This is a genomic window from Rahnella sikkimica (assembly GCF_002951615.1).
GTDB classification, from domain to species: Bacteria; Pseudomonadota; Gammaproteobacteria; order Enterobacterales; family Enterobacteriaceae; genus Rahnella; species Rahnella sikkimica.
Window position 1 is genome coordinate 4,216,193 of the sequence record NZ_CP019062.1, and the last position, 20,340, is coordinate 4,236,532.

Annotated in this window: 17 protein-coding genes; 6 read left to right on the plus strand and 11 right to left on the minus strand. The window is 48.5% G+C overall.

Annotation, left to right across the window (positions count from 1 at the left end; translation table 11 throughout):
• Positions 1 to 9: 9 nt before the first annotated feature.
• The 5 genes from tssG to tssB are packed head-to-tail and all read right to left on the minus strand — an operon-like array spanning position 10 to position 5,285.
• The gene (gene tssG, locus BV494_RS19490) at positions 10 to 1,044 is read right to left on the minus strand and encodes a type VI secretion system baseplate subunit TssG (protein ID WP_104924324.1); all 1,035 of its coding nucleotides are present in this window, start codon (positions 1,042 to 1,044) and stop codon (positions 10 to 12) included.
• The gene (gene tssF, locus BV494_RS19495) at positions 1,008 to 2,843 is read right to left on the minus strand and encodes a type VI secretion system baseplate subunit TssF (RefSeq protein WP_104924325.1); all 1,836 of its coding nucleotides are present in this window, start codon (positions 2,841 to 2,843) and stop codon (positions 1,008 to 1,010) included. The genes tssG and tssF overlap by 37 nt, the downstream gene beginning before the upstream one ends.
• Before the next feature lie 5 nt (positions 2,844 to 2,848).
• Entirely contained in the window at positions 2,849 to 3,280 is a 432-nt protein-coding gene (tssE, locus tag BV494_RS19500; RefSeq protein WP_104924326.1) for a type VI secretion system baseplate subunit TssE, read from the minus strand.
• A gap of 2 nt (positions 3,281 to 3,282) precedes the next feature.
• Complete coding sequence (gene tssC / locus BV494_RS19505) at positions 3,283 to 4,767, minus strand: type VI secretion system contractile sheath large subunit (protein ID WP_104924327.1); 1,485 nt, start codon at positions 4,765 to 4,767, stop codon at positions 3,283 to 3,285.
• Between the two features lie 20 nt (positions 4,768 to 4,787).
• The gene (gene tssB, locus BV494_RS19510; RefSeq protein WP_104924328.1) at positions 4,788 to 5,285 is read right to left on the minus strand and encodes a type VI secretion system contractile sheath small subunit; all 498 of its coding nucleotides are present in this window, start codon (positions 5,283 to 5,285) and stop codon (positions 4,788 to 4,790) included.
• A gap of 544 nt (positions 5,286 to 5,829) precedes the next feature.
• Between tssB and BV494_RS19515 the strand changes: the two genes are divergently transcribed.
• The 6 genes from BV494_RS19515 (at position 5,830) to BV494_RS19545 (ending at position 12,247) form a co-directional block, all read left to right on the plus strand.
• Positions 5,830 to 6,348, plus strand: coding sequence for an Hcp family type VI secretion system effector (locus tag BV494_RS19515; protein WP_104924329.1), 519 nt, complete (start codon positions 5,830 to 5,832; stop codon positions 6,346 to 6,348).
• A 75-nt stretch (positions 6,349 to 6,423) separates the two neighbouring features.
• On the plus strand, positions 6,424 to 8,412 hold the full coding sequence (tssI, locus tag BV494_RS19520) for a type VI secretion system tip protein TssI/VgrG (RefSeq protein ID WP_104924330.1): 1,989 nt from the start codon (positions 6,424 to 6,426) through the stop codon (positions 8,410 to 8,412).
• Positions 8,413 to 8,428: 16 nt separating this feature from the next.
• A complete protein-coding gene (locus BV494_RS19525) occupies positions 8,429 to 9,361 on the plus strand; it encodes a DUF2169 family type VI secretion system accessory protein (RefSeq protein WP_104924331.1) in 933 nt (310 codons plus the stop codon).
• Positions 9,354 to 10,598 (plus strand): PAAR-like domain-containing protein, encoded by a 1,245-nt coding sequence (locus BV494_RS19530; RefSeq protein WP_104924332.1) that lies wholly within the window; start codon positions 9,354 to 9,356, stop codon positions 10,596 to 10,598. Before BV494_RS19525 ends, BV494_RS19530 begins: the two co-directional genes overlap by 8 nt.
• Positions 10,599 to 11,298: 700 nt before the next feature.
• Positions 11,299 to 11,562, plus strand: a complete 264-nt coding sequence (locus tag BV494_RS19540; RefSeq protein WP_255414961.1) for a DUF2185 domain-containing protein — start codon at positions 11,299 to 11,301, stop codon at positions 11,560 to 11,562.
• A gap of 385 nt (positions 11,563 to 11,947) precedes the next feature.
• Positions 11,948 to 12,247: a MafI2 family immunity protein gene (locus tag BV494_RS19545; protein ID WP_104924334.1), complete on the plus strand. Its 300-nt coding sequence runs from the start codon at positions 11,948 to 11,950 to the stop codon at positions 12,245 to 12,247.
• Between the two features lie 43 nt (positions 12,248 to 12,290).
• On the opposite strand, the gene BV494_RS19550 is transcribed toward BV494_RS19545, so the two are convergent.
• The 6 genes from BV494_RS19550 to BV494_RS19575 all read right to left on the minus strand — a co-directional run bounded on the left by BV494_RS19550 (position 12,291) and on the right by BV494_RS19575 (position 20,265).
• Positions 12,291 to 13,724: a 6-phospho-beta-glucosidase gene (locus tag BV494_RS19550; RefSeq protein ID WP_104924335.1), complete on the minus strand. Its 1,434-nt coding sequence runs from the start codon at positions 13,722 to 13,724 to the stop codon at positions 12,291 to 12,293.
• A 57-nt stretch (positions 13,725 to 13,781) separates the two neighbouring features.
• On the minus strand, positions 13,782 to 15,314 hold the full coding sequence (locus BV494_RS19555) for a PTS transporter subunit EIIC (protein ID WP_104924336.1): 1,533 nt from the start codon (positions 15,312 to 15,314) through the stop codon (positions 13,782 to 13,784).
• Between the two features lie 147 nt (positions 15,315 to 15,461).
• Entirely contained in the window at positions 15,462 to 16,202 is a 741-nt protein-coding gene (locus BV494_RS19560; RefSeq protein WP_104924337.1) for a MurR/RpiR family transcriptional regulator, read from the minus strand.
• A gap of 63 nt (positions 16,203 to 16,265) precedes the next feature.
• Positions 16,266 to 16,769, minus strand: a complete 504-nt coding sequence (locus BV494_RS19565) for a GNAT family N-acetyltransferase (RefSeq protein WP_104924338.1) — start codon at positions 16,767 to 16,769, stop codon at positions 16,266 to 16,268.
• A 162-nt stretch (positions 16,770 to 16,931) separates the two neighbouring features.
• Positions 16,932 to 19,787 carry a valine--tRNA ligase gene (locus BV494_RS19570; protein WP_104924339.1) on the minus strand — a complete coding sequence of 952 codons (2,856 nt, stop codon included), beginning with the start codon at positions 19,785 to 19,787 and terminating at the stop codon, positions 16,932 to 16,934.
• Positions 19,780 to 20,265 carry a DNA polymerase III subunit chi gene (locus BV494_RS19575; protein WP_104924340.1) on the minus strand — a complete coding sequence of 162 codons (486 nt, stop codon included), beginning with the start codon at positions 20,263 to 20,265 and terminating at the stop codon, positions 19,780 to 19,782. Before BV494_RS19575 ends, BV494_RS19570 begins: the two co-directional genes overlap by 8 nt.
• Positions 20,266 to 20,340 lie beyond the last annotated feature (75 nt).

The window sequence follows — 20,340 nt, forward strand, 5'->3', positions numbered from 1 at the left end:
GTGTTTTGTTTACGATCTCACGGTGATTTTCACGTGAGGATGACGGGCCGGTTTTCCGAGAAAACTTGTCCATCCCAGCAGGGAATTTTGTTCATTACCGAGCGTCATCCCGCCAACCTGATCAGGCGCGATCCCCAGACGTAAATCCCAGGCAAACTGATCGCGTAATATGAACGCGACAAAGAGCGTCAAAGGCAGGAAGTTTTCTCCATTCGGAAGGAAGGAAAGGAAACTTTCGCGAGATAAGTTATCGATGCATAAAAGGAATTTGCCACCACGGTCTGGCACAGAACTTCCAATGGAAAAATTCTGGCCCAGCACCGACTTTCCAGTAATTTTGCAACCGCGAATACCCCGGCTGCCGAGGCGGTTTTGTTGCTCAGGAGCAATATTCATCCTTCGCAATTGCCAGCCCTGCAACGTCACTTCGTCAAGATCAAAGCAATGTGAAATCAGGCTGCAAATCACCTCTGGCGAGCGTCCCGGATTTGCCAGTGCGCCGGCGTAGGCCAACATTTTGCTGTGGTTAATTGCCATGCGGCCACGAATGCTTGCGCTACCCAACCCGACCAGTGAATACATTCGCTGAGAGAAATCATCTGTCCCACCATTACGGAAACAAACGTAGTACCGATATTTCCGCCAGATGTGATAGATAAACTGCGTCCATCGGTGGGAAAACATATCCAAAAAATCAGTCAGTTTTCTTTCACCTTGCGCCGATTCCCAGGCAAGACTATCGAGGTAATATCCCGGCATAGGCGACTGGCTCCCATGTAACCCCAGAAATGCCGTCGTCATGATGATTTGGTTGGATTTATTAAGGCTGAGGGACTGCACATCGCTTATGGGAAAAGCGATGCTGGCATCAGCCTCGAAGCGAACCGCTTCTTCATGGGGCTCTGTCTGCAGAGAGATATTTTCATAAGTCCCTGTCTGTTTATGGATCGCCTCCACCAGCGCGTAAAAGTTATAACGGCGAACATCGCTGAACGGGATATTTGTCATTAAATCAGCGCGTGCTGACCTATTCTTTCCGGCCATTCATAGCACTCCTGATTATCGATATTGACCACTTTTAATATGTGGAAGCTGTTCACGCTGGCATAGAGCGAAAAGAAATGTGAAAGCACGGTGCCCAGTAAATACAAATCGCCTTCACAGACAAACGGTGTCTGCCGGATAGATATCGTGGAGGCCAGTCCGCGGACAGGGACGCCTTTAAATAAGCGATCGACCGGATGAGTTTCAATTTTCTCCATGGCATCCAGTTTCTGCTGAGATAATCGTGCCGCCTGAGGATGATGAATTCCCGGTAAATCGTAAGTACGCAGTACCTGTTTTAATGCTTCAAGATCTAACAATGACAAATAATTAAGGCTCATGTTCGACAGCAAAGACCAGTGAAGGCTGCCATCGAGAATGGGATATAAAGGCAATGAGGGTCTGGTCACATTACGGAATGACGTAATGGCCGGATCTTTTCCGCTTGCCAGATTAATATCGCCAATTTTAAGTTGGGCAGGAAGATCTCGATTTGTGCACGTTAATGTAATGGAAACAATTTCTTCATTATCTTCAATATTTTTCTGTTTTTGGTGCGTGCCGTCGCCATGCACAAAAGAAATATAATGCTCAAAACCAGGGCTGGTCAGTGAACTTTGCGTCTTCACGCGGTAGTACAAAGCTTCGCGCTGCTGAGCATATTCAACCTGATGCTGAAAACTTTCGAAAGACACATAAGTATGCGTAATTGTCTCAGCAGACTTTCCGTTTCTTTTTATATTCCGTAAGCCACTTTGCACACTGTCTACGGAGAAAATGTCGTAGCATTCTGCAGTCTGATGATGAGCTTCTAAGAAATATTGTGTAGAGGCGTCGTCCAGAACAATCGTTTCTGCACTTTCTGAAAAAAGGTTGACCGCAGGCGTGCAATATAAACGAAGTGAGTCTGTTCTTAATTTTAAATCCGGTGATAACGGACGTGAAAAATGTAAACGCAAAGTGAACTGTTCAGCCACGAGATCTTCAGGCAGAGATTGTACTCCGGTGATATCGAAGAAGAAAAAACTGTCCAGAAAACAGAGGTATTCTTGTAATACGCGATAGCCACTGTAAACGTTCTTAGGATACGGCAGTAAGGCATCCTCTTTCTCAAAACCAACTGGATATAACCTGAAATCAGGCAGGCCGATTATGTTATCTCCAATGATTAACTCGACATCGGTCATATACTCGCAGAACCATAAATAGAGTTGATATCGCGTGTAATTATCGTCGTTGCCAAGCCATAAACGTATTTTCCCAAAGTCTAAAGAACTGATATTTTGTTGTTTCCCGGTCTGAAAATTGATGTCGAGCATGCCATGTTTATGGCTGTTATTTGTGGACAGGCTCTCAAGGCTCAGAGGGAGCAGCCAGATATCCCGGCCCAAATTAAATTTGCACGAAGGGATCGGATCGGCAGAGCCGTTATCTAATCGTTTCCCCGTGACTTCACCTGAGGGACTCATCACCTGAGCACCTTCAGACACCTTAAATGCTGTCGTGACCGTTTTAGGATCAGGGACATATTCCATGATCGTCATGCTGGGCGTAGGGCGAAGATAATTGGGCCACAGCATATTAAGCAGGCTGTGCGTCAGCTCAGGAAATTCATCTTCAATTCTTGAACGCATGTTACCAGACAGGAAAGCAAAACCTTCCAGCAGACGCTCGACGTCAGGATCCGCCTCTTTTTCTGCTAAAAACGGGGCCAGATGAGGTTTTTCTTTCGCAAGCAATTTCCCTAGCTGGCGTAAATAATCGAGCTCTTCACGGAAATATTTTTCCTCAAATGACATGGCGCTTAATCCAGTTGATAGTGGTGATGGTTATCGAGTTGCATATTGAATTCGACGACACTCCGAAGGCCGTTAAAATCCACATGGGCGACAATATGGAAATTAAGATCCATCGGGTTATATCCTTCGTTATTGAGCGCCTGAACCTCGGCTTTTCTGACTCGTGGCTCATAATGCTCAATACATTCCTGAATAGCCTGTTCAACCGTTTTCCGAAAATCGGCAGACGTTGCCGTTGCATCGTTCAGGTCGATAACCCCGAGTTCCAGTGAGCTCTGACAGCTGCCAGGCCGGGCATTCAGAATGTTGCGCAGATTGCGTTTAATCGATTTTTGTAAGCTTTCGACTTGTACCGAATGGGAGAAACCTGATGTTTCCCCTCCGATACGCTCAAACAAACTGGCAGAGATATCCTTTTTCCGGCCTGGCATCATCATGGTTATTCCTTATCCAGTCTTCCAACCAGTGAAAGTTCGAAGTTGGCACCCATGTATTTGAAATGCGGGCGAACAGAAATGGCGATCTGATACCAGCCCGGATCACCATCGACATCCAGCACATCAATTTTTGCAGCGCGTAATGGTTTACGGCTGCGGACATCAGCAGGTGGGTTTTCCTGATCGGCGATGTATTGTTTAATCCAGTTGTTCAGCTCACGTTCCAGATCGTTACGTACTTTCCACGAGCCAATTTGTTCACGTTGCAGGACTTTGATGTAATGAGCCAGGCGGTTGATGATGAACATATAAGGGAGTTGGGTTCCCAGCTTATAGTTCGTTTCAGCCACTTTACCTTCCGGTGTGCCGGGGAATTTTCGTGGTTTTTGGACGGAGTTTGCGGAGAAAAATGCGGCATTATTGCTGCCTTTACGCATTGTGAGCGTGATGAATCCTTCTTCTGCGAGTTCAAATTCGCGACGATCGGTGATTAGAATTTCAGTCGGAATCTTAGCCTGTGTTTGGCCTAATGCTTCAAACATGTGAACCGGCAGGTCATTCACCGCGCCGCCACTCTGAGGACCGATAATATTCGGACACCAGCGGTATTTGGCAAAGCTATCCGTCAGGCTGCTGGCCAGCAGATAAGCCGTGTTACCCCATAAGTAATCTTCATGGTGGTGACTGACATCTTCCTGATAATTGAATTTTTTAACCGGATTCTCGACAGGTGAATAGGGCAGACGTAGCAGGAAACGCGGTGCTGTCAGCCCCAGATAGCGGGCATCTTCTGTTTCTCGTAATGCGCGCCATTTGGTATATGCCGGACCTTCAAAAATAGACGAAATGTCTTTGATGGTTGGCAGTTCGGTGAATGAGTTAAGACCAAAGAAATCGGGTGAAACGGAGGTCAGGAACGGAGCGTGAGCCATAGCACCGACAGCACTGACATAACTCAGCAGCTTCATATCTTGTGCTGAGTTGTTAAACGCGTAACTACCGACAATCGATGCGATCGGTTCGCCGCCAAATTGCCCATATCCGGAGGAATAAACGTGTTTGTAAAAGCCGGATTGCACGATTTCTGGCGCAAACTCAAAATCTTCCAGTAATTCTTCTTTTGTTGCATGCAAGATATTGATTTTAATGTTTTCTTTAAAATCAGTGCGATCAACCAGCAACTTCATTGAACGCCAGAATGATTCAACCTGCTGGAATGCATCGGCGTGCAGAATGTTATTCATCTGCTGGCTGAGTTTTTTATCCAGTTCAGCAATCATGCGGTCGACGGCGAGTTTGTTTACCGGTTCCGCATGGCTGCCAGATTCCAGAATATTGGACACAAATGCAGCAACCCCTTGTCTGGCTATATCGTAACCATCAGATTCAGGCTGGATGCGGGTTTGCGCCATAATTTCATCGAGAAGTGACTTTTGCTGTGCGCCAGATTCCGCTACGGATGCAGACAATTCTTCATGTAATGACATAGTAAAAATCCCTTTTTAAATTACGCCTTATTGACGATATCGAGCTCTTTCAGGAGTTGCGTACGTGATTCTTCCTGATCCAGAAGCGCCTGCAATTGGGTGCGGAATGCAGGTACGTTGCCCATCGGCCCCTTGAGTGCGACCAGCGCTTCACGTAACTCCAAAAGTTTTCTCAGCTCAGGTACCTGTTTAACGATGTTATCCGGGGAAAAATCCTCCATCGCTTTGATATCCAGCTCGATCTGAATATCCTGGTTTTTCTTATCGCTCAGCGAGTTTTCAACGCTAAAGTTCAGGCTGATCCCGGTTTCACCCATCACTGAGTTGAAGTTATTTTTATTCACAGAAATTGCAGAACGCTCGTCTATCGGAGCATCTTCCGGACGGCCTTTCATATCCCCGACAACCAGAAGGTTTAACGGTAATTCTACTTCGGAGCTTAATCCATCCGCTTTGGGGACATAGCGGATATTAATTCGTTCTTTAGGGGCGACACTGCCGTCTTTGGTATTGCTCATATTGAATCATCCTTAACGTTACACGCCTGACAGTTATATTGTGGCTTTCATTGATAAAGCGTATATGACTTTATCAACGCTGTGGTTTAGTTGATGGTTTGTTATTTAAATCTCAAGATTGACTAAATTACCATTATAAAAAATTGTTTGTACATAACTATCAGTAAAAATAAGCGTCTAATTTTCAATTCTTATGGTGAGTATGGTTTATTTTATTGTTTTAATTGGTTTTTTATTCAATACCCCTGCAGTTGTATTGTTTATTCATATGATTGATTGATAGTTTATTCATATCTTTAATTATAATTTTTAGGTGTTTTATTATTTGCTAGTTCAAGTTTAGGTGCTATTTTACTGCCGACCCTATTTTATGTGTGCATTTTATATTCGGAAGTTTTGGAAAGTTATTTCCAAAACTTAGTCTACACGTTGATGTATAGTTTCATTATTCTTTCTATATAATCAACGTTGGATTTTATATGGCTTCATGAAATGGGGGGTTCTTAAAAACCTATGGTATTTATTATTTACAAGGAGTTTTACGATGCCAACCCCATGTTATATTTCAATGAATGGTCAGACTCAGGGCAATATCACCGCTGGCGCTTTTACGTCAGAATCAGTGGGTAATATTTATGTCCAGGGACACGAAAATGAAATGCTGGTGCAGGAATTTCAGCATATTGTGACCGTTCCTACTGATCCGCAATCAGGTCAGCCTGCAGGTCAGCGTGCACATAAACCCTTTATTTTCACCGTGGCGCTGAACAAAGCAGTTCCGTTGCTTTATAACGCATTGGCCTCAGGCGAAATGTTGCCTACGACCGAGTTAAAATGGTTCCGTACTTCCGTTGAAGGAAAACAGGAACATTTCTTCACAACCCGCCTGACGGATTCCACCATCGTGGATATCAACTGTCATATGCCGCACTGTCAGGACCCCGCAAAACGTGAATTCACTCAGTTGATCGAAGTCTCACTGGCTTATCGCAAAATTGAATGGGAACACGTTTCTGCCGGGACTTCTGGCGCGGATGACTGGCGCGCACCGCTGGAAGCCTGATCCCTCAGGTTATAAGTCAACGCCCTGCATATCCTATGCGGGGCGTTATCCCCAGTGCATCGAAGGAATGACACCATGCCACTCAACGGAACCCGCTTTACCATCAATGTCGGAAATACCCCCAAAGGCACTTTTGCCGTCCTGAATTTTACCCTTTCCCAACGCTACTCAGAGCTCTTCACGCTGGGTGTCGTGCTGGTCAGCAGCGACCCGGCTATCGGGTTTGAAAAAGTGCTGGATGAAGTGGCGACGCTGGTGATCTGGCAGGGCGATGAGATAAAACGCAGGGTGCGCGGCATCGTCACGTTTTGCGAGCAGGGGGACACCGGCAAACACCAGACCTTGTACCGTATGACCATCCGCCCCAACTTCTGGCGCAGCTCTTTACGTCGCAACTGCCGCAGTTTTCAGAACCTCAATATCTCCGCCATTCTCCAGCCATTGCTCAGCGAAATGGAAATCGTGAAATACGACACGCTGTTTCGAGCTAATCACAACTGGCGCGAGTTTTGTGTCCAGTTTATGGAAACCGATTTTGACTTTATCTCCCGGCTGGCCGCCGAAGAGGGGATTTTCTTTTATGAGCAGGAGTATCTCAAAGCGAATGACCAGAAACTTACCTTTGCGGATAACTGCAGCGCGCTGAGCCATATCGGCTCGTTTCCATATAACCCGAACGCGGCCTCCGAAGCGGATACTTACTGTGTCAGCCACTTTCGCCGCAGCGCCAGTATCAGGCCGTCTGAAGTTGTCACGCAGGATTACACCTTTACCGCGCCCAACTGGCAGGCAAAGTATCAGGCTCAGCCGCCGCGAATGAAGTTTCAGCACGATCTGTATGAAATCTACGATTATCCGGGGCGTTTCAAAGATGAACAGCACGGCGCGGATTTTGCCAAATATCAGATTGAAGGCTGGCGTAACAATGCCGATATCGCGGTGGGCAGCAGCAATACGCCCGAGCTGTATCCCGGTGTCTGCTTTGCCCTGAGCGCCCATCCGCGCGAAGATCTGAACGTGAACTGGCAGGTGGTGGCCAGCGACATGCATGGCGACCAGCCACAGGCATGGATCGGCAACGAAGGCCAGGGCACGACGCTGCTCAATGAATTTGAAGTGATCCCCGCGACCCAGACGTGGCGGGCGATGCCGCATCCCAAACCCCGCGTTGACGGCCCGCAAATCGCCATCGTCACCGGCCCGCCGGGTGAAGAAATTTTCTGCGACGAACACGGTCGCGTGCGGGTGAAGTTCGCGTGGGATCGCTATAACCAGGCCGACAACTACAGTTCCTGTTGGATCCGCGTCTCGCAGGCGTGGGCCGGTACCGGTTTCGGCAATATCGCCATCCCGCGCGTCGGGCAGGAGGTGATTGTCGACTTCCTCAACGGCGACCCGGATCAGCCGATTATCACGGGCCGTACCTATCACGCCAGCAACCGTTCTCCCGGCAGCCTGCCGGAAACCAAAACGCAGATGGCGATCCGCTCACAAACGTATAAAGGCAGCGGTTACAACGAGCTGATGTTCGAGGATGCGACGAGCCAGGAACTCCTGTCGATGCACGCGCAGAAAGACATGAAGACCAAAGTGCTGAACAACCGGATGACGGACGTGGCGGTTGACCATACAGAAACGGTAGGCAAAGGGCAGACGGTGACGGTCGGGAAAGAGAAAGCGGCCGGGCACGACCAAAAAACCACCGTGACGAATGACCGTGAAGTTAAGGTCGGCAATGACCAAAAACTCGATGTTGCTCATGACCACCGCACGACCGTGGGGAATGACCAGCACCTTGATGTGACCAATGACCGCCATGCCAAAGTCGGTAACGACCAAAGCAGCGAGGTTACAGGAGGTGACACTCAAAAAGTCACAAAATCTCAGGACATCAAAATCGGGGAAAACTACACGCTGACGGTAACGGAAAGCCTAACCATAAAAGTCGGGGAATGCCTGCTGAAAATGAATAAGGACGGGACGATCACGTTGAATGGCGCGAGCGTTCAGATCTCAGGGAAAAAGAAAATCAATATTTTCGGTGCTGATATTGATATGGATTAATTCAGGGAAGTGATGAATGAACATTACGAATAATACTGATTTTCCGCATTTCCAGTTCGAAAAGGTCGGTTATTTCGGTGAGTTATTTAGCGTAATCGTTGTGAGTCAGACATTCGATCTTTCATCAGATGGCGGTATTTGTCCGATATCTGAAATTCAGCGCCCGCCGGTTCTGGCCGATACCTGGTTTGGTGAACCGGAGATGAGCAGCCTGAAAACGGCTACAGATCTTGTTTGTAAAAAGAAGCGCTCAGAAATTATTTTGTCTGGCCATGCATGGAATGCCGCAGGGCGCGCCAGTGATTGGCAGGGTGAATTTCAGGTGGGGGATTTTCGCAGGACTATTTCTGTCTGCGGTTCGTGCGAATGGCGATATTCACAGGGGCAATGGGAACTGAGCCAACCCAGGCAAACAGACCATGTGCCTCTGCATTTTGAGCTGGCCTCATACAGCGAATTCAACCCGGTTGGAAGGCACTTGCCAGAGTATGGCGACACGCAATGTGTGTTTCCTGCTCCTCAATTATCGTCCTCCCCGGGCGCGGTTTGCCGGAGCTGGCCATCGAGAATTCGTTATGCCAACGGCTTTAATTCAGAGTGGCAAAGGCATACCCGCCCATTTTACCCCGATGAGTTTGATTTTACCTTCCTGAGTTGTGCGCCACCTGAACAGCAATATGTCGGCTTTCTTAAAGGTGATGAGAAAGTTGTTTTAAACGGCCTTCTGCCAACAAAAGCAAAATTTACGAGCTTTCTGCCTGGGATACGTCTGTTGGCGGAGTTGTACAAGGGTGTTCAGGTACCAGAACAACGGTTGTTGCTGGCGGATACGCTCACCTGTTACACCGATGACGAACAACTCACGCTGATATGGCGGCTGACTTTACCGTCGAACGGTCTCCCAGACAGCCTGATATTGCAGGCTCACCGGGAGGCTGCTCATGGCTGAGAAACACATAGGAAGCCAAGAATCAAAGTATATGGTGATCAGTACTGCACCTGATGTCTGCATGGTAGGAGATACGCCGGTACCGTTCGATAGTTTTCAGGATTTATCGCACATTAAAAGCTACATCACTAATGTCAGGGCGCGCGGTAAACCCATTCTCACGGTAGGCTGTGAGATTGCCGGAACACAAAGCAATGCAGGAAAAGGCATCAGTTCTGGTACGAGTCTTGGCAGTGGCGACTGCAAAATAATCACGGGCGTGCCGCATATTAAATGTAAAGGAAAACCCGTTGCCCGGCAGGATTCGCTGGTTGCTATGAACAACGGCAATACGGTAGGCAAGCTTTACACTCAGATTAACTCAGCCAATGGCGAAATACAGGTAACGGGGAATCTTTCACTGTGGGAAATGATGGGAGAAGCGCAACTGCAGCAGGCAGAAGCGGAGGTGGAAGCTGCCAGGCAAATGCCGGATATATTGGAGGGAATGGGAAAAGGATTTATTAACGGCTGGTATATGCTCGGGCATATGTTGGGAAAGGCCGGAATGTTGAATGGCACGATAGAAGCCGAACAACAAATGGCTGTTATGAATACGATGGGCATCAATACCAGTAGCATGGAAGCTGCCAGTGAATTGAACAAAGTCGTGTTGGAAGAAACAGATACCAGCGAACCGCTTCTGGAACTGGAGAATGAAGCACAGGAAGTGGGAGCTAAAATCGAAGCTGGTTTGGAGTTGCTGTTTTTGATTAAGGGGTTAGCTCAGGGAGGGGTAAAACTTGTTGGGCGGGGTGGTAGGAGTGGGTTTAAGGTTGTTGATGTTTTAGACAGAATTTCATTATCTCGTAATTCGGCAAGGAAATTACTAAAAAGCCGGGGGTTAAACAAAAATATTCAATATGAAACCATTAATAGTTTTGATGGTCAGATATATGCTTCTAAGGGACTTAAAGGTGATGTTTTCACTATAACAGAACATGTACCAGGGAGTGCTTCCCAAGTTTATGTTACCCGCAGTTCTGCAGGATTGACTGCCCCTGAGAGGCGCGCTAAGTTGGCTTTACCTCCGAGTAACTCCGCTACATATGAAAGTAACATTAGCTTAACAAGAGACCAAGTTTTATTAGAGGGTAAAGTAGCTCCTCAGCCACAATGGGGAGAAGATAACGTAGGTGGTGGATGGCAGGTGGTTACTGCGGGTGGAAAATATTCAGGGGCAACGAAAAGATTATGAATATAAAAGAGTGCGGTGAGAAAATATGTTATTTACTTATTCAATCGTCTTATGAATCTGAAGCTGCTGAAATTCATTCTCTTGTCAATAAAATATTGATATCAGGAAAAGATGATAATGATAGATCAATCGCAATTAACAACTTGATTTCACGCTGTCATCCTAAATGGTTAGGGGACTACTACATTCATGGAATGTCTTACGTGGAGTGGACGAATTTAATTTCTTTGTTCAAAACTAAGTTGAATTCGGCTTAGCTGGAGCATCGAATCTATCAATGATTCTTTAGTGCGATACGATACTATAATGGCTTGTACCAGATTTTTGGGATCTACCCTGAAAATTGTCTAAATACCTATACTCCGATAGCGCGTTAAATAAAAAAGGATATAGGTAATGGCGAAAAAAATCGAATACCTGATATTTCGCAACAGATAATGTTGCGTTAGAACACAGGCGAACTGGTAAAAGGTATCAAAACTGAGGAAGATATTTAACCAGTTCGTCACAATGACGGTAGAAGCCGTGGCCAGTTTTGCTTGACCACTACAGTTGAAAAAAAATTTGGGAATTCTGTCGCTAAAATAGTTAATGAAAGCAGAAACACAATTGTATTAGATACTATCCAGGATTTTTATGATAAAAGCCTATAAAATAGCCCCTAATGAAATATTAAAGTTAATACCATCTATGGGGGGGGATCTGCACAGATAAGATAACAGTTGACGGGTTGCCGATAATGTATATGTATCGAGATGAGCCAGTAAATGTGAAGGATAGTGGATGGCGTTTTTTCTCAGGTACTGAGGACAGCGATTATATGGCAAACGCTGGGTTTCATTCTGTATATGACTTGAACACCATAGCAAATTATGAACCTGCTATAATACCATTCTTGAATCATCCGGTAGGAAGTGAATTTGAACGTAGTGATGATAAAGGTAAATTTATAAAAATCGAATGAAAATAATCTGCAAATGACTTTTTGGGGTTGAAGTTTCTCATAAGATTCCACTATATACTACTAGTGCAATAGTAAGTAAGCGTTTTTTAGACGTTTTTTGATAATATGAAATAACAGCAAAAAGATGCACGTAGAGCTAGGCATAAAGTCTGTGGCGACCAATATTATGATTTTCTGAGTGTGTTAGATTAATTAGTAAGTCATTATAAGAGCATCAAAAAAACTCCGATTGAGAAAGAGGTTAGAAGTATAAGTTTATTATTTTATTTTCGGAGGGGAATAATCACAAGCTATTTTAACATTGAAGATTTTGTAGAGAATTATTGCTTCGATGGCTTCTTACAAAAACGATGTCTTGCATGCTAGACAATATATGGTGTATTAAATGTATAAAAATAACTTAAATGCCTATTTTCGGATTTCTGTACAAAGTGCTTTACTTGGTAATATAACAGAAAACATCAGAGCGGTTGTCGGTGTTCTATCTGAACAGAAAATCCAGATCATTTTCTATTACGATGGAGTGATAGATGAAGTTGACGAAGAACTGGCATCAGAGGTTGGTACGGAAGTGATTGCTGATTTTGAGTCTGGGTTTAATATTGATATAAAAACAATACGTTTGGACTATCCTGAACCCATAAAAATTAAGGATGGTTTCTTACTGTTCCTTCGAAAAGAGTGAGCAGAAAAAGAATAAAGCCGACCCTAGGAGCCGGCCCCAGTTTCTAAAGCACTTCCCCGTTACTGCCAATCACTTTCTGATACCAGCCGAAGCTCTCTTTTTTAGAGCGCGCCATCGTACCGGTGCCGTCGTCATTTTTATCCACGTGGATAAAGCCGTAGCGTTTGCTGTACTGGCCGGTTGTGAAGGACACGCAATCGATACAGCCCCACGGCGTGTACCCCATCAGCTCTACGCCATCTTCCAGCACGGCTTTCTTCATCTGCTCGATATGCGCTTTCAGATAAGCGATACGGTAATCATCATGAATGACGCCGTCTTCGCCCGCTTTGTCGATGGCACCAAAACCGTTTTCGACGATAAACAGCGGTTTCTGATAACGCTCATAAAGGATGTTCAGGGTGTAACGCAGGCCGACCGGGTCAATCTGCCAGCCCCAGTCGGAGGCTTTTACGTGCGGATTCGGAACGCTGCCTGCGAAGCCGGACAAGCCGTTGTCATCGCTCGGGTTATGTGCCGAAATCGCGTTGCTCATGTAGTAGCTCAGGCCGATGTAATCCGCGCAACCGTCGCGCAAAGCCTGCAAATCGCCGTCTTCCATTTTGATGTTGAAACCGCGACGTTCCCATTCTTTCAGCGCATACGCCGGGTAGTAACCGCGCATATGGACGTCGCTGAACAGGAAGCGTTCGTGCATCGCTTCAACTGAATACATCACGTCATCTGGATGACAGGAGAACGGATACAGCGGCACCATCGCGATCATGCAGCCAATCTGGAAATCCGGGTTGATCTGATGGCCGAGTTTGACCACTTTGGCGCTCGCCACAAACTGGTGATGCAGCACCTGATACATCGTCTCCTCAGGGTTTTCGTGTTCTGTGAACACCACGCCGGAGCAGCAATAACCGAACAGAGGATACTTCCAGTTGCGCTGGTTGTTGATCTCGTTGAAGGTCATCCAGTATTTCACTTTGCCTTTGTAGCGTTCCATCACGACCTGGCTGAAGCGTACAAAGAAATCAACGACCTGACGGTTTTTCCAGCCGCCATATTCTTTCACCAGATGCCACGGCATTTCGAAGTGGGAAAGGGTGATCACCGGTTCGATATTATGTTTGAGCAGTTCATCAAACATATCGTCGTAGAATTGCAGACCGGCTTCGTTTGGCTGTAATTCGTCGCCGTTCGGGAAGATGCGCGTCCAGGCAATCGAGGTGCGAAAACACCTGAAGCCCATTTCGGCAAACAGCGCGATGTCTTCTTTGTAGTGCGAGTAAAAATCGACGGCTTCGTGGTTAGGGTAACTGTAGCCCTCCAGCACGCCGTCGGTCATCACGCGATCGACGCCGTGCGCGCCGCCGGAAAGCACGTCACAAATGCTCACGCCTTTGCCGCCTTTATTCCAGCCGCCTTCAACCTGATGTGCCGCAACTGCGCCGCCCCATAAGAAATCTTTCGGTAACTGTTGACTCATTTTCGTTCTCCCTTGAGGCGGGCTGTAGCAGCCCGCGTGGTAAATGTAATGTCCGGTTTAATTCATTTCTGCCTGTGCGGCGCGCTGATTTTCAGCCTTGATCTTTTGCGTGGCCGCGACATCGGGCTCATCTTTGAAACCGACCAGCCAGGTAAACAGGGCGCCGAGCACAAAGGCGACGGTTATCGACAGCAGGAAACCGAGGAACTGCGGCATGTGGCCCTCTTTGAAGAACACCGGCAATACCGCAATGCCCGGCAGGCAATAACTCCATGAGACGGCGTTGAAAGAACCGGCAATCGCACCGCCGATACCCCCCGCAACGCAGCTGCACAGGAACGGTTTTTTGAGACGCAGGGCCACACCGTAAATGGCGGGTTCAGTAATCCCGAACAGGCCAGTGACACCAGCGGAAAGGGAAATCCCTTTCATTTCACGGTTGCGGGTTTTGAGGTAAACGCCAAACATGCTGCCGGTCATCGCGAATACGGCAGAGGCTTGCAGGCCGGTAAAGGTGTCGTAACCGAGCGTGGCGTAGTTGCCGACGGTAACCGGCGTAATGCCCCAGTGAACGCCAAGTGTGACCAGCGGTTGCCAGAATGCCCCCACAACGAAACCGGCAATGGTCGGGCTGAGGTGATAGAGATAATTGTAAACGCCGCCAATCGCGCCGCCGATCAGGTTGCCGATCGGGCCGAACACCAGAAGCGTCATCGGCACCATAATGGCGATACAAAACATCGGGGTGAACAGGTTACGGATTACCACCGGCAACACTTTATTGAAGAAGCGTTCGACGTAAGACATCGCCCAGACCATCAGGATGATCGGAATAACGGATGCGGTATAACTCAGGTATTTCACCGGTATGCCGAGGAAATCGAGCGTTGGCGAAGCCAGCGGAATGCCGGCAATATTCGTCAGAATGCTGGCGATTTCCGGGTTGTTCACGGCTTCGCGCATCAGTTGCTGCATGGCCGGGTCTGCGGAGTTGATCGAGGTGATTTTGAAAGCGGTCAGCATGTTCATGTAATCAGGGCTGATCAGCGCACAGGCCGTAATGACGGCGGTAAACGGATGAACGTTGAATTTTTTTGCTGCCGTAAACGCGATCATGACCGGCAGGAAGGTAAACGCCGTCCAGGAAACGAAATTAAGAATACGGTAGGTGCCGCTGCTTGCATCCATAATCCCGACAGCCGCGAGGAAGGAAATAATCCCCTGCAAAATACCGCAGGCGGCGAGCTGATAAAGGAAAGGCGTAAAGATGCTGGAAATGACATCCATCACCCGGCTGACGATGCCGACGTTCGGCGCGGAGACCGGCGCATTTTCATCGATATGGATCAGTTTCATGACCTGTTTATAAGCGTCGCTGACGTGGTTGCCGATAACTACCTGCATCTGACCACCGGCTTCGATTACGGTGATTACGCCTTTAACGCGTTTTAATTCTTCTTTATCAACAGCGCTATTATCTTTCAGAACGAAACGTAAACGGGTGGCACAATGTGTGATGCTAATCACATTATTTTCACCGCCAATATATTTAACAATGTCCTGAGCTGTCTGAGCGTAATCAATAGCCATTATTTACTATTCTCCTGCGGGTATACAGAGGTGAGCTTTTTTGTTTTTTTACTCGTTGGCAGGAGTGTAGCAAAAGAAAGGGTATTGTCACGATATAACAAAAAACAGGAAAGGTAATATTTCACATCTTTAAAACACCCTGTTTTTTCATTGCGCTGAGTCACGTTTTATTAAAGGTAATTTCTTTCCGATTGTCTCGATAATATAAAGCACGGGGATCTGCGTCGTAATATTATACTGACCTTCTAATACAATTTGCGGCATGTGGTAGGAGATGTTGAGGTCTGCCATGCGCGCCAGCGTTGAGTTCTCGCTGTTCGTCAGGCTAATGATCTGGCAGTTGTGCTGGCTGAACTGTGTGGCGAACCGTATTACTTCCTCCGTCTCCCCGGAGACAGAAAGAATAATAGCGATGGCGTCTTTATACATATCACTGTTAATCGGGAAATAAGGATCGTCAATAAAAGTGCTGAATTTACCGACATTAGAGAAAAAACGTGCGCTGTATTTCCCTAATGAACCTGAGGTTCCAACACCGACAAATATAATTCGCTGCGCGTCGGAGATTCTTTTTGCCGCCTCATCTAATAACTCATCAAATTCGCTGTTATTAATACTTTTGAAATAGCTGATGATTTCACTGATACCAAAGGAGACCGGCGGTTTTTCTTCATGTTCCAGAAACAATTTAAAACGGATACGAAACTCAGAATATCCGTCGCAATCCATTTTTTTGCAAAAACGCAGAACCGTGGTGGTGGAGACCCCGGCGGCATCCGCCAGCTCACGGATGGTCATGTACATCACTTTGTCGCCATTTTTGACGATGTAGTTATAAACCGTCAGTTCCAGTTCGTTTAACGCTGAAATGGCTTTGTGTGTGAACATGCTTCTGCCTGTGTTTTCGTCATGACTATTGATGAATAGCTCTGATGAGGAGCTAAAGAGCGGTCAGAGGTATTTTAACATTGTCACTTCACAATCGACATGCCCGGTGTTGCCCAGTGAACCTTCAATATGTTGAAAACCCAGACGCTCATACAGCGCGATCGCCTGCGTCAGGCTGGCGGTCGTTTCCAGATAGCATCGCGCAAATCCGTTCTGGCGTGCATGTTCAATAGCCTGTAACGCCAGTCGTTTTGCCAGCCCCTGACCGCGAAGCGAAGGCAGGAAATACATTTTTTGCAGTTCGCACAAATCCTCTTCGCCGCCAGAAAGCGGTGCCACGCCGCCGCCGCCCGCAACCTGGCCGTCGACTTCCACTACCCAGTAAGCGCAACGTGGCTGACTGTAGCTTTCATACAGATGATCCAAATTCGGGTCTGCTACGGTATAGCCTTTATCGGCAGTCAGGCCAAATTCAGCCGATACATGGCGGATCACGTGTGCGATAGCCGCGTTATCTTCAGGGCGAATCGGGCGTACCAGCACGCTGACAGGAAGGGAGGTCGTCATATTGCTCACTCAGTTTCAAAAAATAAGATAAATAAACAGACCGTTTTAATACCATCTAAGGGCAGGTGGGTGCAACGTTACCGGCTGTTATCGCAGAATAAAAAAGGCCGCTTTCGCGGCCTTTGTCATCTCAAATATTTACCCGGATAACCGGCACCAAAATTACAGCGCAGCGATGGTCGCTTTCTGTTCTGCAATCTTGATTTTGGCTTCACCGCAGGCTGCCAGACGTTCGCGTTCTTTCGCGACTACGGCTTCCGGCGCACGCGCCACAAAACCTTCGTTAGACAGTTTGCCTTCAATAGACGCAATCTCGCCATCCAGCTTCGCCATCTCTTTGTCCAGACGCGCCAGCTCGGCATCTTTGTCAATCAGACCGGCCATTGGGATCAGCAATTCAGCGCCTTCAACCAGTTTGGTGACAGACACAGGGCCTTTGTCGCCAGCAGGCAGAATAGTGATGGATTCAAGACGCGCCAGAGACTGAATGAAGCTCAGGTTCTGTTCCACACGACGCTGTGCATCAGCACTTGCGCCGCGCAGCAGCAGTTCCAGCGGTTTGGCCGGAGACAGGTTCATCTCAGCACGCACGTTACGGATAGCGATGATCGCCTGCTTGATCCACTCGAGATCGGCCAGCGCCAGTTCGTCTGCTTTCGCCGCGTCGAATTCCGGGAACGGCTGCAACATGATGGTTTCTGCGGTGATGCCTTTCAGCGTTTTAACGCGCTGCCAGATGGTTTCGGTGATGAACGGAATGATCGGATGCGCAAGACGCAGCAAACCTTCCAGCACTTCAACCAGCGTATGGCGTGTGCCGCGCAGTTGTGTTTCGCTGCCGCCGTTCATCACAGGTTTAGTCAGCTCCAGATACCAGTCGCAGAACTGGTTCCAGGTGAACTCATACAAAATACCGGCGGCCAGATCGAAGCGGTAGTTGTCCATCGCTTCGCGGTACGCTTTCACCGTGCGGTTATATTCCGCGAGGATCCAGCGGTCAGCCAGAGACAGCTCAAGTTCGCCGCCGTTCAGGCCACAATCCTGATCTTCTGTGTTCATCAGCACGAAGCGGCTGGCGTTCCACAGTTTGTTACAGAAGTTGCGGTAACCTTCCAGGCGTTTCATGTCCCAGTTGATGTCACGGCCGGTCGAAGCCAGTGCCGCCAGCGTGAAGCGCAGGGCGTCAGTGCCGTGCGGTTCGATGCCGTTCGGGAATTGCTTCTCGGTGCGCTTGCGGATTTTCTCTGCCAGCTGCGGCTGCATCATGTTGCCGGTACGTTTTTCCAGCAAATCTTCCAGCGAGATACCGTCGATCATATCCAGCGGATCGATAACGTTACCTTTGGACTTGGACATTTTCTGCCCTTCGTCATCGCGGATCAGACCGGTCATGTAAACGGTGTGGAACGGAACTTGTGGCTTGCCGTCTTCATCTTTCACAAAGTGCATGGTCATCATGATCATGCGCGCGATCCAGAAGAAAATGATGTCGAAGCCGCTGACTACCACGCTTGACGGGTGGAAGGCTTTGAGATCAGGCGTCTGCTCAGGCCAGCCCAGCGTGGAGAATGTCCACAGGCCGGAAGAGAACCAGGTGTCGAGCACGTCTTCATCCTGAGTCAGAACCACGTCTGCGCCCAGATTATTTTCGCTGCGGACTTCCGCTTCGTCGCGGCCAACAAATACGTTGCCTTCGGCGTCATACCACGCCGGAATGCGGTGTCCCCACCACAGCTGACGGGAAATACACCAGTCCTGAATGTCACGCATCCAGCTGAAATACATGTTTTCGTACTGTTTCGGTACGAACTGGATATCGCCCTGTTCAACGGCTTCCACCGCGACTTTCGCCAGCGGTGCGGTACGGACGTACCACTGGTCGGTCAGCATTGGCTCAATAACCACGCCGCCACGGTCGCCGTAAGGAACGGTCAGATCGTGAGGTTTGATTTCTTCCAGCAAACCGGCTTCTTCAAACGCAGCAACCACGGCTTTACGTGCGGCAAAGCGCTCGAGGCCACGGAATTGCTCAGGGATATCGTTGCAGCACGCATCGCTTTCTTCGCCGTTGGTGTCGAACACTTCAGCGATCTGGCGGATATCGCCATCAAAAGTCAGGATGTTGATCATCGGCAGGCCATGACGTTTACCGACTTCATAGTCGTTAAAGTCATGCGCTGGCGTGATTTTCACGCAGCCGGTGCCTTTTTCCATGTCGGCGTGTTCGTCGCCCAGAATCGGAATACGGCGGCCAACCAGCGGCAGGATAATCTCTTTGCCGATCAGATCTTTGTAACGCGGATCTTCCGGGTTAACGGCCACGCCGGTATCACCGAGGACGGTTTCCGGACGGGTGGTCGCAACCACCAGATAATCTTTGCCTTCAGCAGTTTTCGCGCCGTCAGCCAGCGGATAGCGCAGGTGCCACATGGAACCTTTGGATTCGCGGTTTTCAACCTCGAGGTCAGAAATCGCGGTGCGCAGTTTTGGATCCCAGTTCACCAGGCGCTTGCCACGGTAAATCAGATCTTCTTTGTACAGACGTACGAAAACTTCGCGAACGGCGTTGGACAGGCCTTCGTCCATGGTAAAGCGCTCACGCTCCCAGTCCACGGAATCGCCCAGACGGCGCATCTGACGGGTGATGGTACCGCCCGATTCTGCTTTCCAGTCCCAGATTTTGTCGATGAATGCTTCACGGCCGTAGTCGTGACGGGTTTTGCCTTCTTCAGCAGCAATCTTACGCTCAACCACCATCTGCGTTGCGATACCCGCATGGTCAGTCCCCGCCTGCCACAGGGTGTTTTTACCCTGCATGCGCTGATAGCGGATCATGGCGTCCATGATGGTTTGCTGGAAAGCATGACCCATGTGCAAGCTGCCGGTAACGTTCGGCGGCGGGATCATGATGGCAAAGCTTTCTTTACGGGTATCACCATGTGGCTTGAAATAGCCCTGTTGTTCCCAGTGCTCGTAAAGCGGCTGCTCGATGTCTTGCGGGTTATATGTCTTATCCATTTCGCTTCGTATTTTCGTCGGTCAATGTGGTGACTGAGGGCGGCGTGGCCGTCGTCAAAGAGAAACCCACGCTGCGATAGGCTTTGTAGCGTTCGCGCGCAAGCTGTTTAAGGGAATCTTCGTAAGGAACGAAGTCTACCACTTCATGGAAAGCAGTAGCAAAATCTGCAAATTCAGGCAGGAGGCTGATCAGCAGGTCGCGTGGCGCATTGCCGCGCTTACCCGGCCAGCAAAGCTCCACCGGCGCACCAAATCTCGGGCCTTCGCCCGCCAGATTGTGTGGCACAAAGTGGTTGGGATCGCGCTTCCACAGCGCTTCATCCAGACGCTCGGCCTGTTTTTGATCTTCACAGGCCAGCAGAACACGTTTGCCCATCCGGTAACGTTCAGCGGCGACCTGACAGGCCAGCGCTTCGTGTGAGCTGAGCTCGCCACTTGCATCCGGCGCATCGAGAAGAAAGAAGGTTGCCTGTTTCATGATGAGTTCACTGTGCTGCTGAGAAAAAACAGGGGCGCAACTGGGTGCGCCCGCCTGTGAAGGGTCTGATGTGTT

Coding starts and splice junctions, on each gene's coding strand:
- tssG (WP_104924324.1), bottom strand. CDS start 1,044: ATGGCCGGAAAGAATAGGTCAGCACGCGCTGATTTAATGACAAATATC.
- tssF (WP_104924325.1), bottom strand. CDS start 2,843: ATGTCATTTGAGGAAAAATATTTCCGTGAAGAGCTCGATTATTTACGC.
- tssE (WP_104924326.1), bottom strand. CDS start 3,280: ATGATGATGCCAGGCCGGAAAAAGGATATCTCTGCCAGTTTGTTTGAG.
- tssC (WP_104924327.1), bottom strand. CDS start 4,767: ATGTCATTACATGAAGAATTGTCTGCATCCGTAGCGGAATCTGGCGCA.
- tssB (WP_104924328.1), bottom strand. CDS start 5,285: ATGAGCAATACCAAAGACGGCAGTGTCGCCCCTAAAGAACGAATTAAT.
- BV494_RS19515 (WP_104924329.1), top strand. CDS start 5,830: ATGCCAACCCCATGTTATATTTCAATGAATGGTCAGACTCAGGGCAAT.
- tssI (WP_104924330.1), top strand. CDS start 6,424: ATGCCACTCAACGGAACCCGCTTTACCATCAATGTCGGAAATACCCCC.
- BV494_RS19525 (WP_104924331.1), top strand. CDS start 8,429: ATGAACATTACGAATAATACTGATTTTCCGCATTTCCAGTTCGAAAAG.
- BV494_RS19530 (WP_104924332.1), top strand. CDS start 9,354: ATGGCTGAGAAACACATAGGAAGCCAAGAATCAAAGTATATGGTGATC.
- BV494_RS19545 (WP_104924334.1), top strand. CDS start 11,948: ATGTATAAAAATAACTTAAATGCCTATTTTCGGATTTCTGTACAAAGT.
- BV494_RS19550 (WP_104924335.1), bottom strand. CDS start 13,724: ATGAGTCAACAGTTACCGAAAGATTTCTTATGGGGCGGCGCAGTTGCG.
- BV494_RS19555 (WP_104924336.1), bottom strand. CDS start 15,314: ATGGCTATTGATTACGCTCAGACAGCTCAGGACATTGTTAAATATATT.
- BV494_RS19560 (WP_104924337.1), bottom strand. CDS start 16,202: ATGTTCACACACAAAGCCATTTCAGCGTTAAACGAACTGGAACTGACG.
- BV494_RS19565 (WP_104924338.1), bottom strand. CDS start 16,769: ATGACGACCTCCCTTCCTGTCAGCGTGCTGGTACGCCCGATTCGCCCT.
- BV494_RS19570 (WP_104924339.1), bottom strand. CDS start 19,787: ATGGATAAGACATATAACCCGCAAGACATCGAGCAGCCGCTTTACGAG.
- BV494_RS19575 (WP_104924340.1), bottom strand. CDS start 20,265: ATGAAACAGGCAACCTTCTTTCTTCTCGATGCGCCGGATGCAAGTGGC.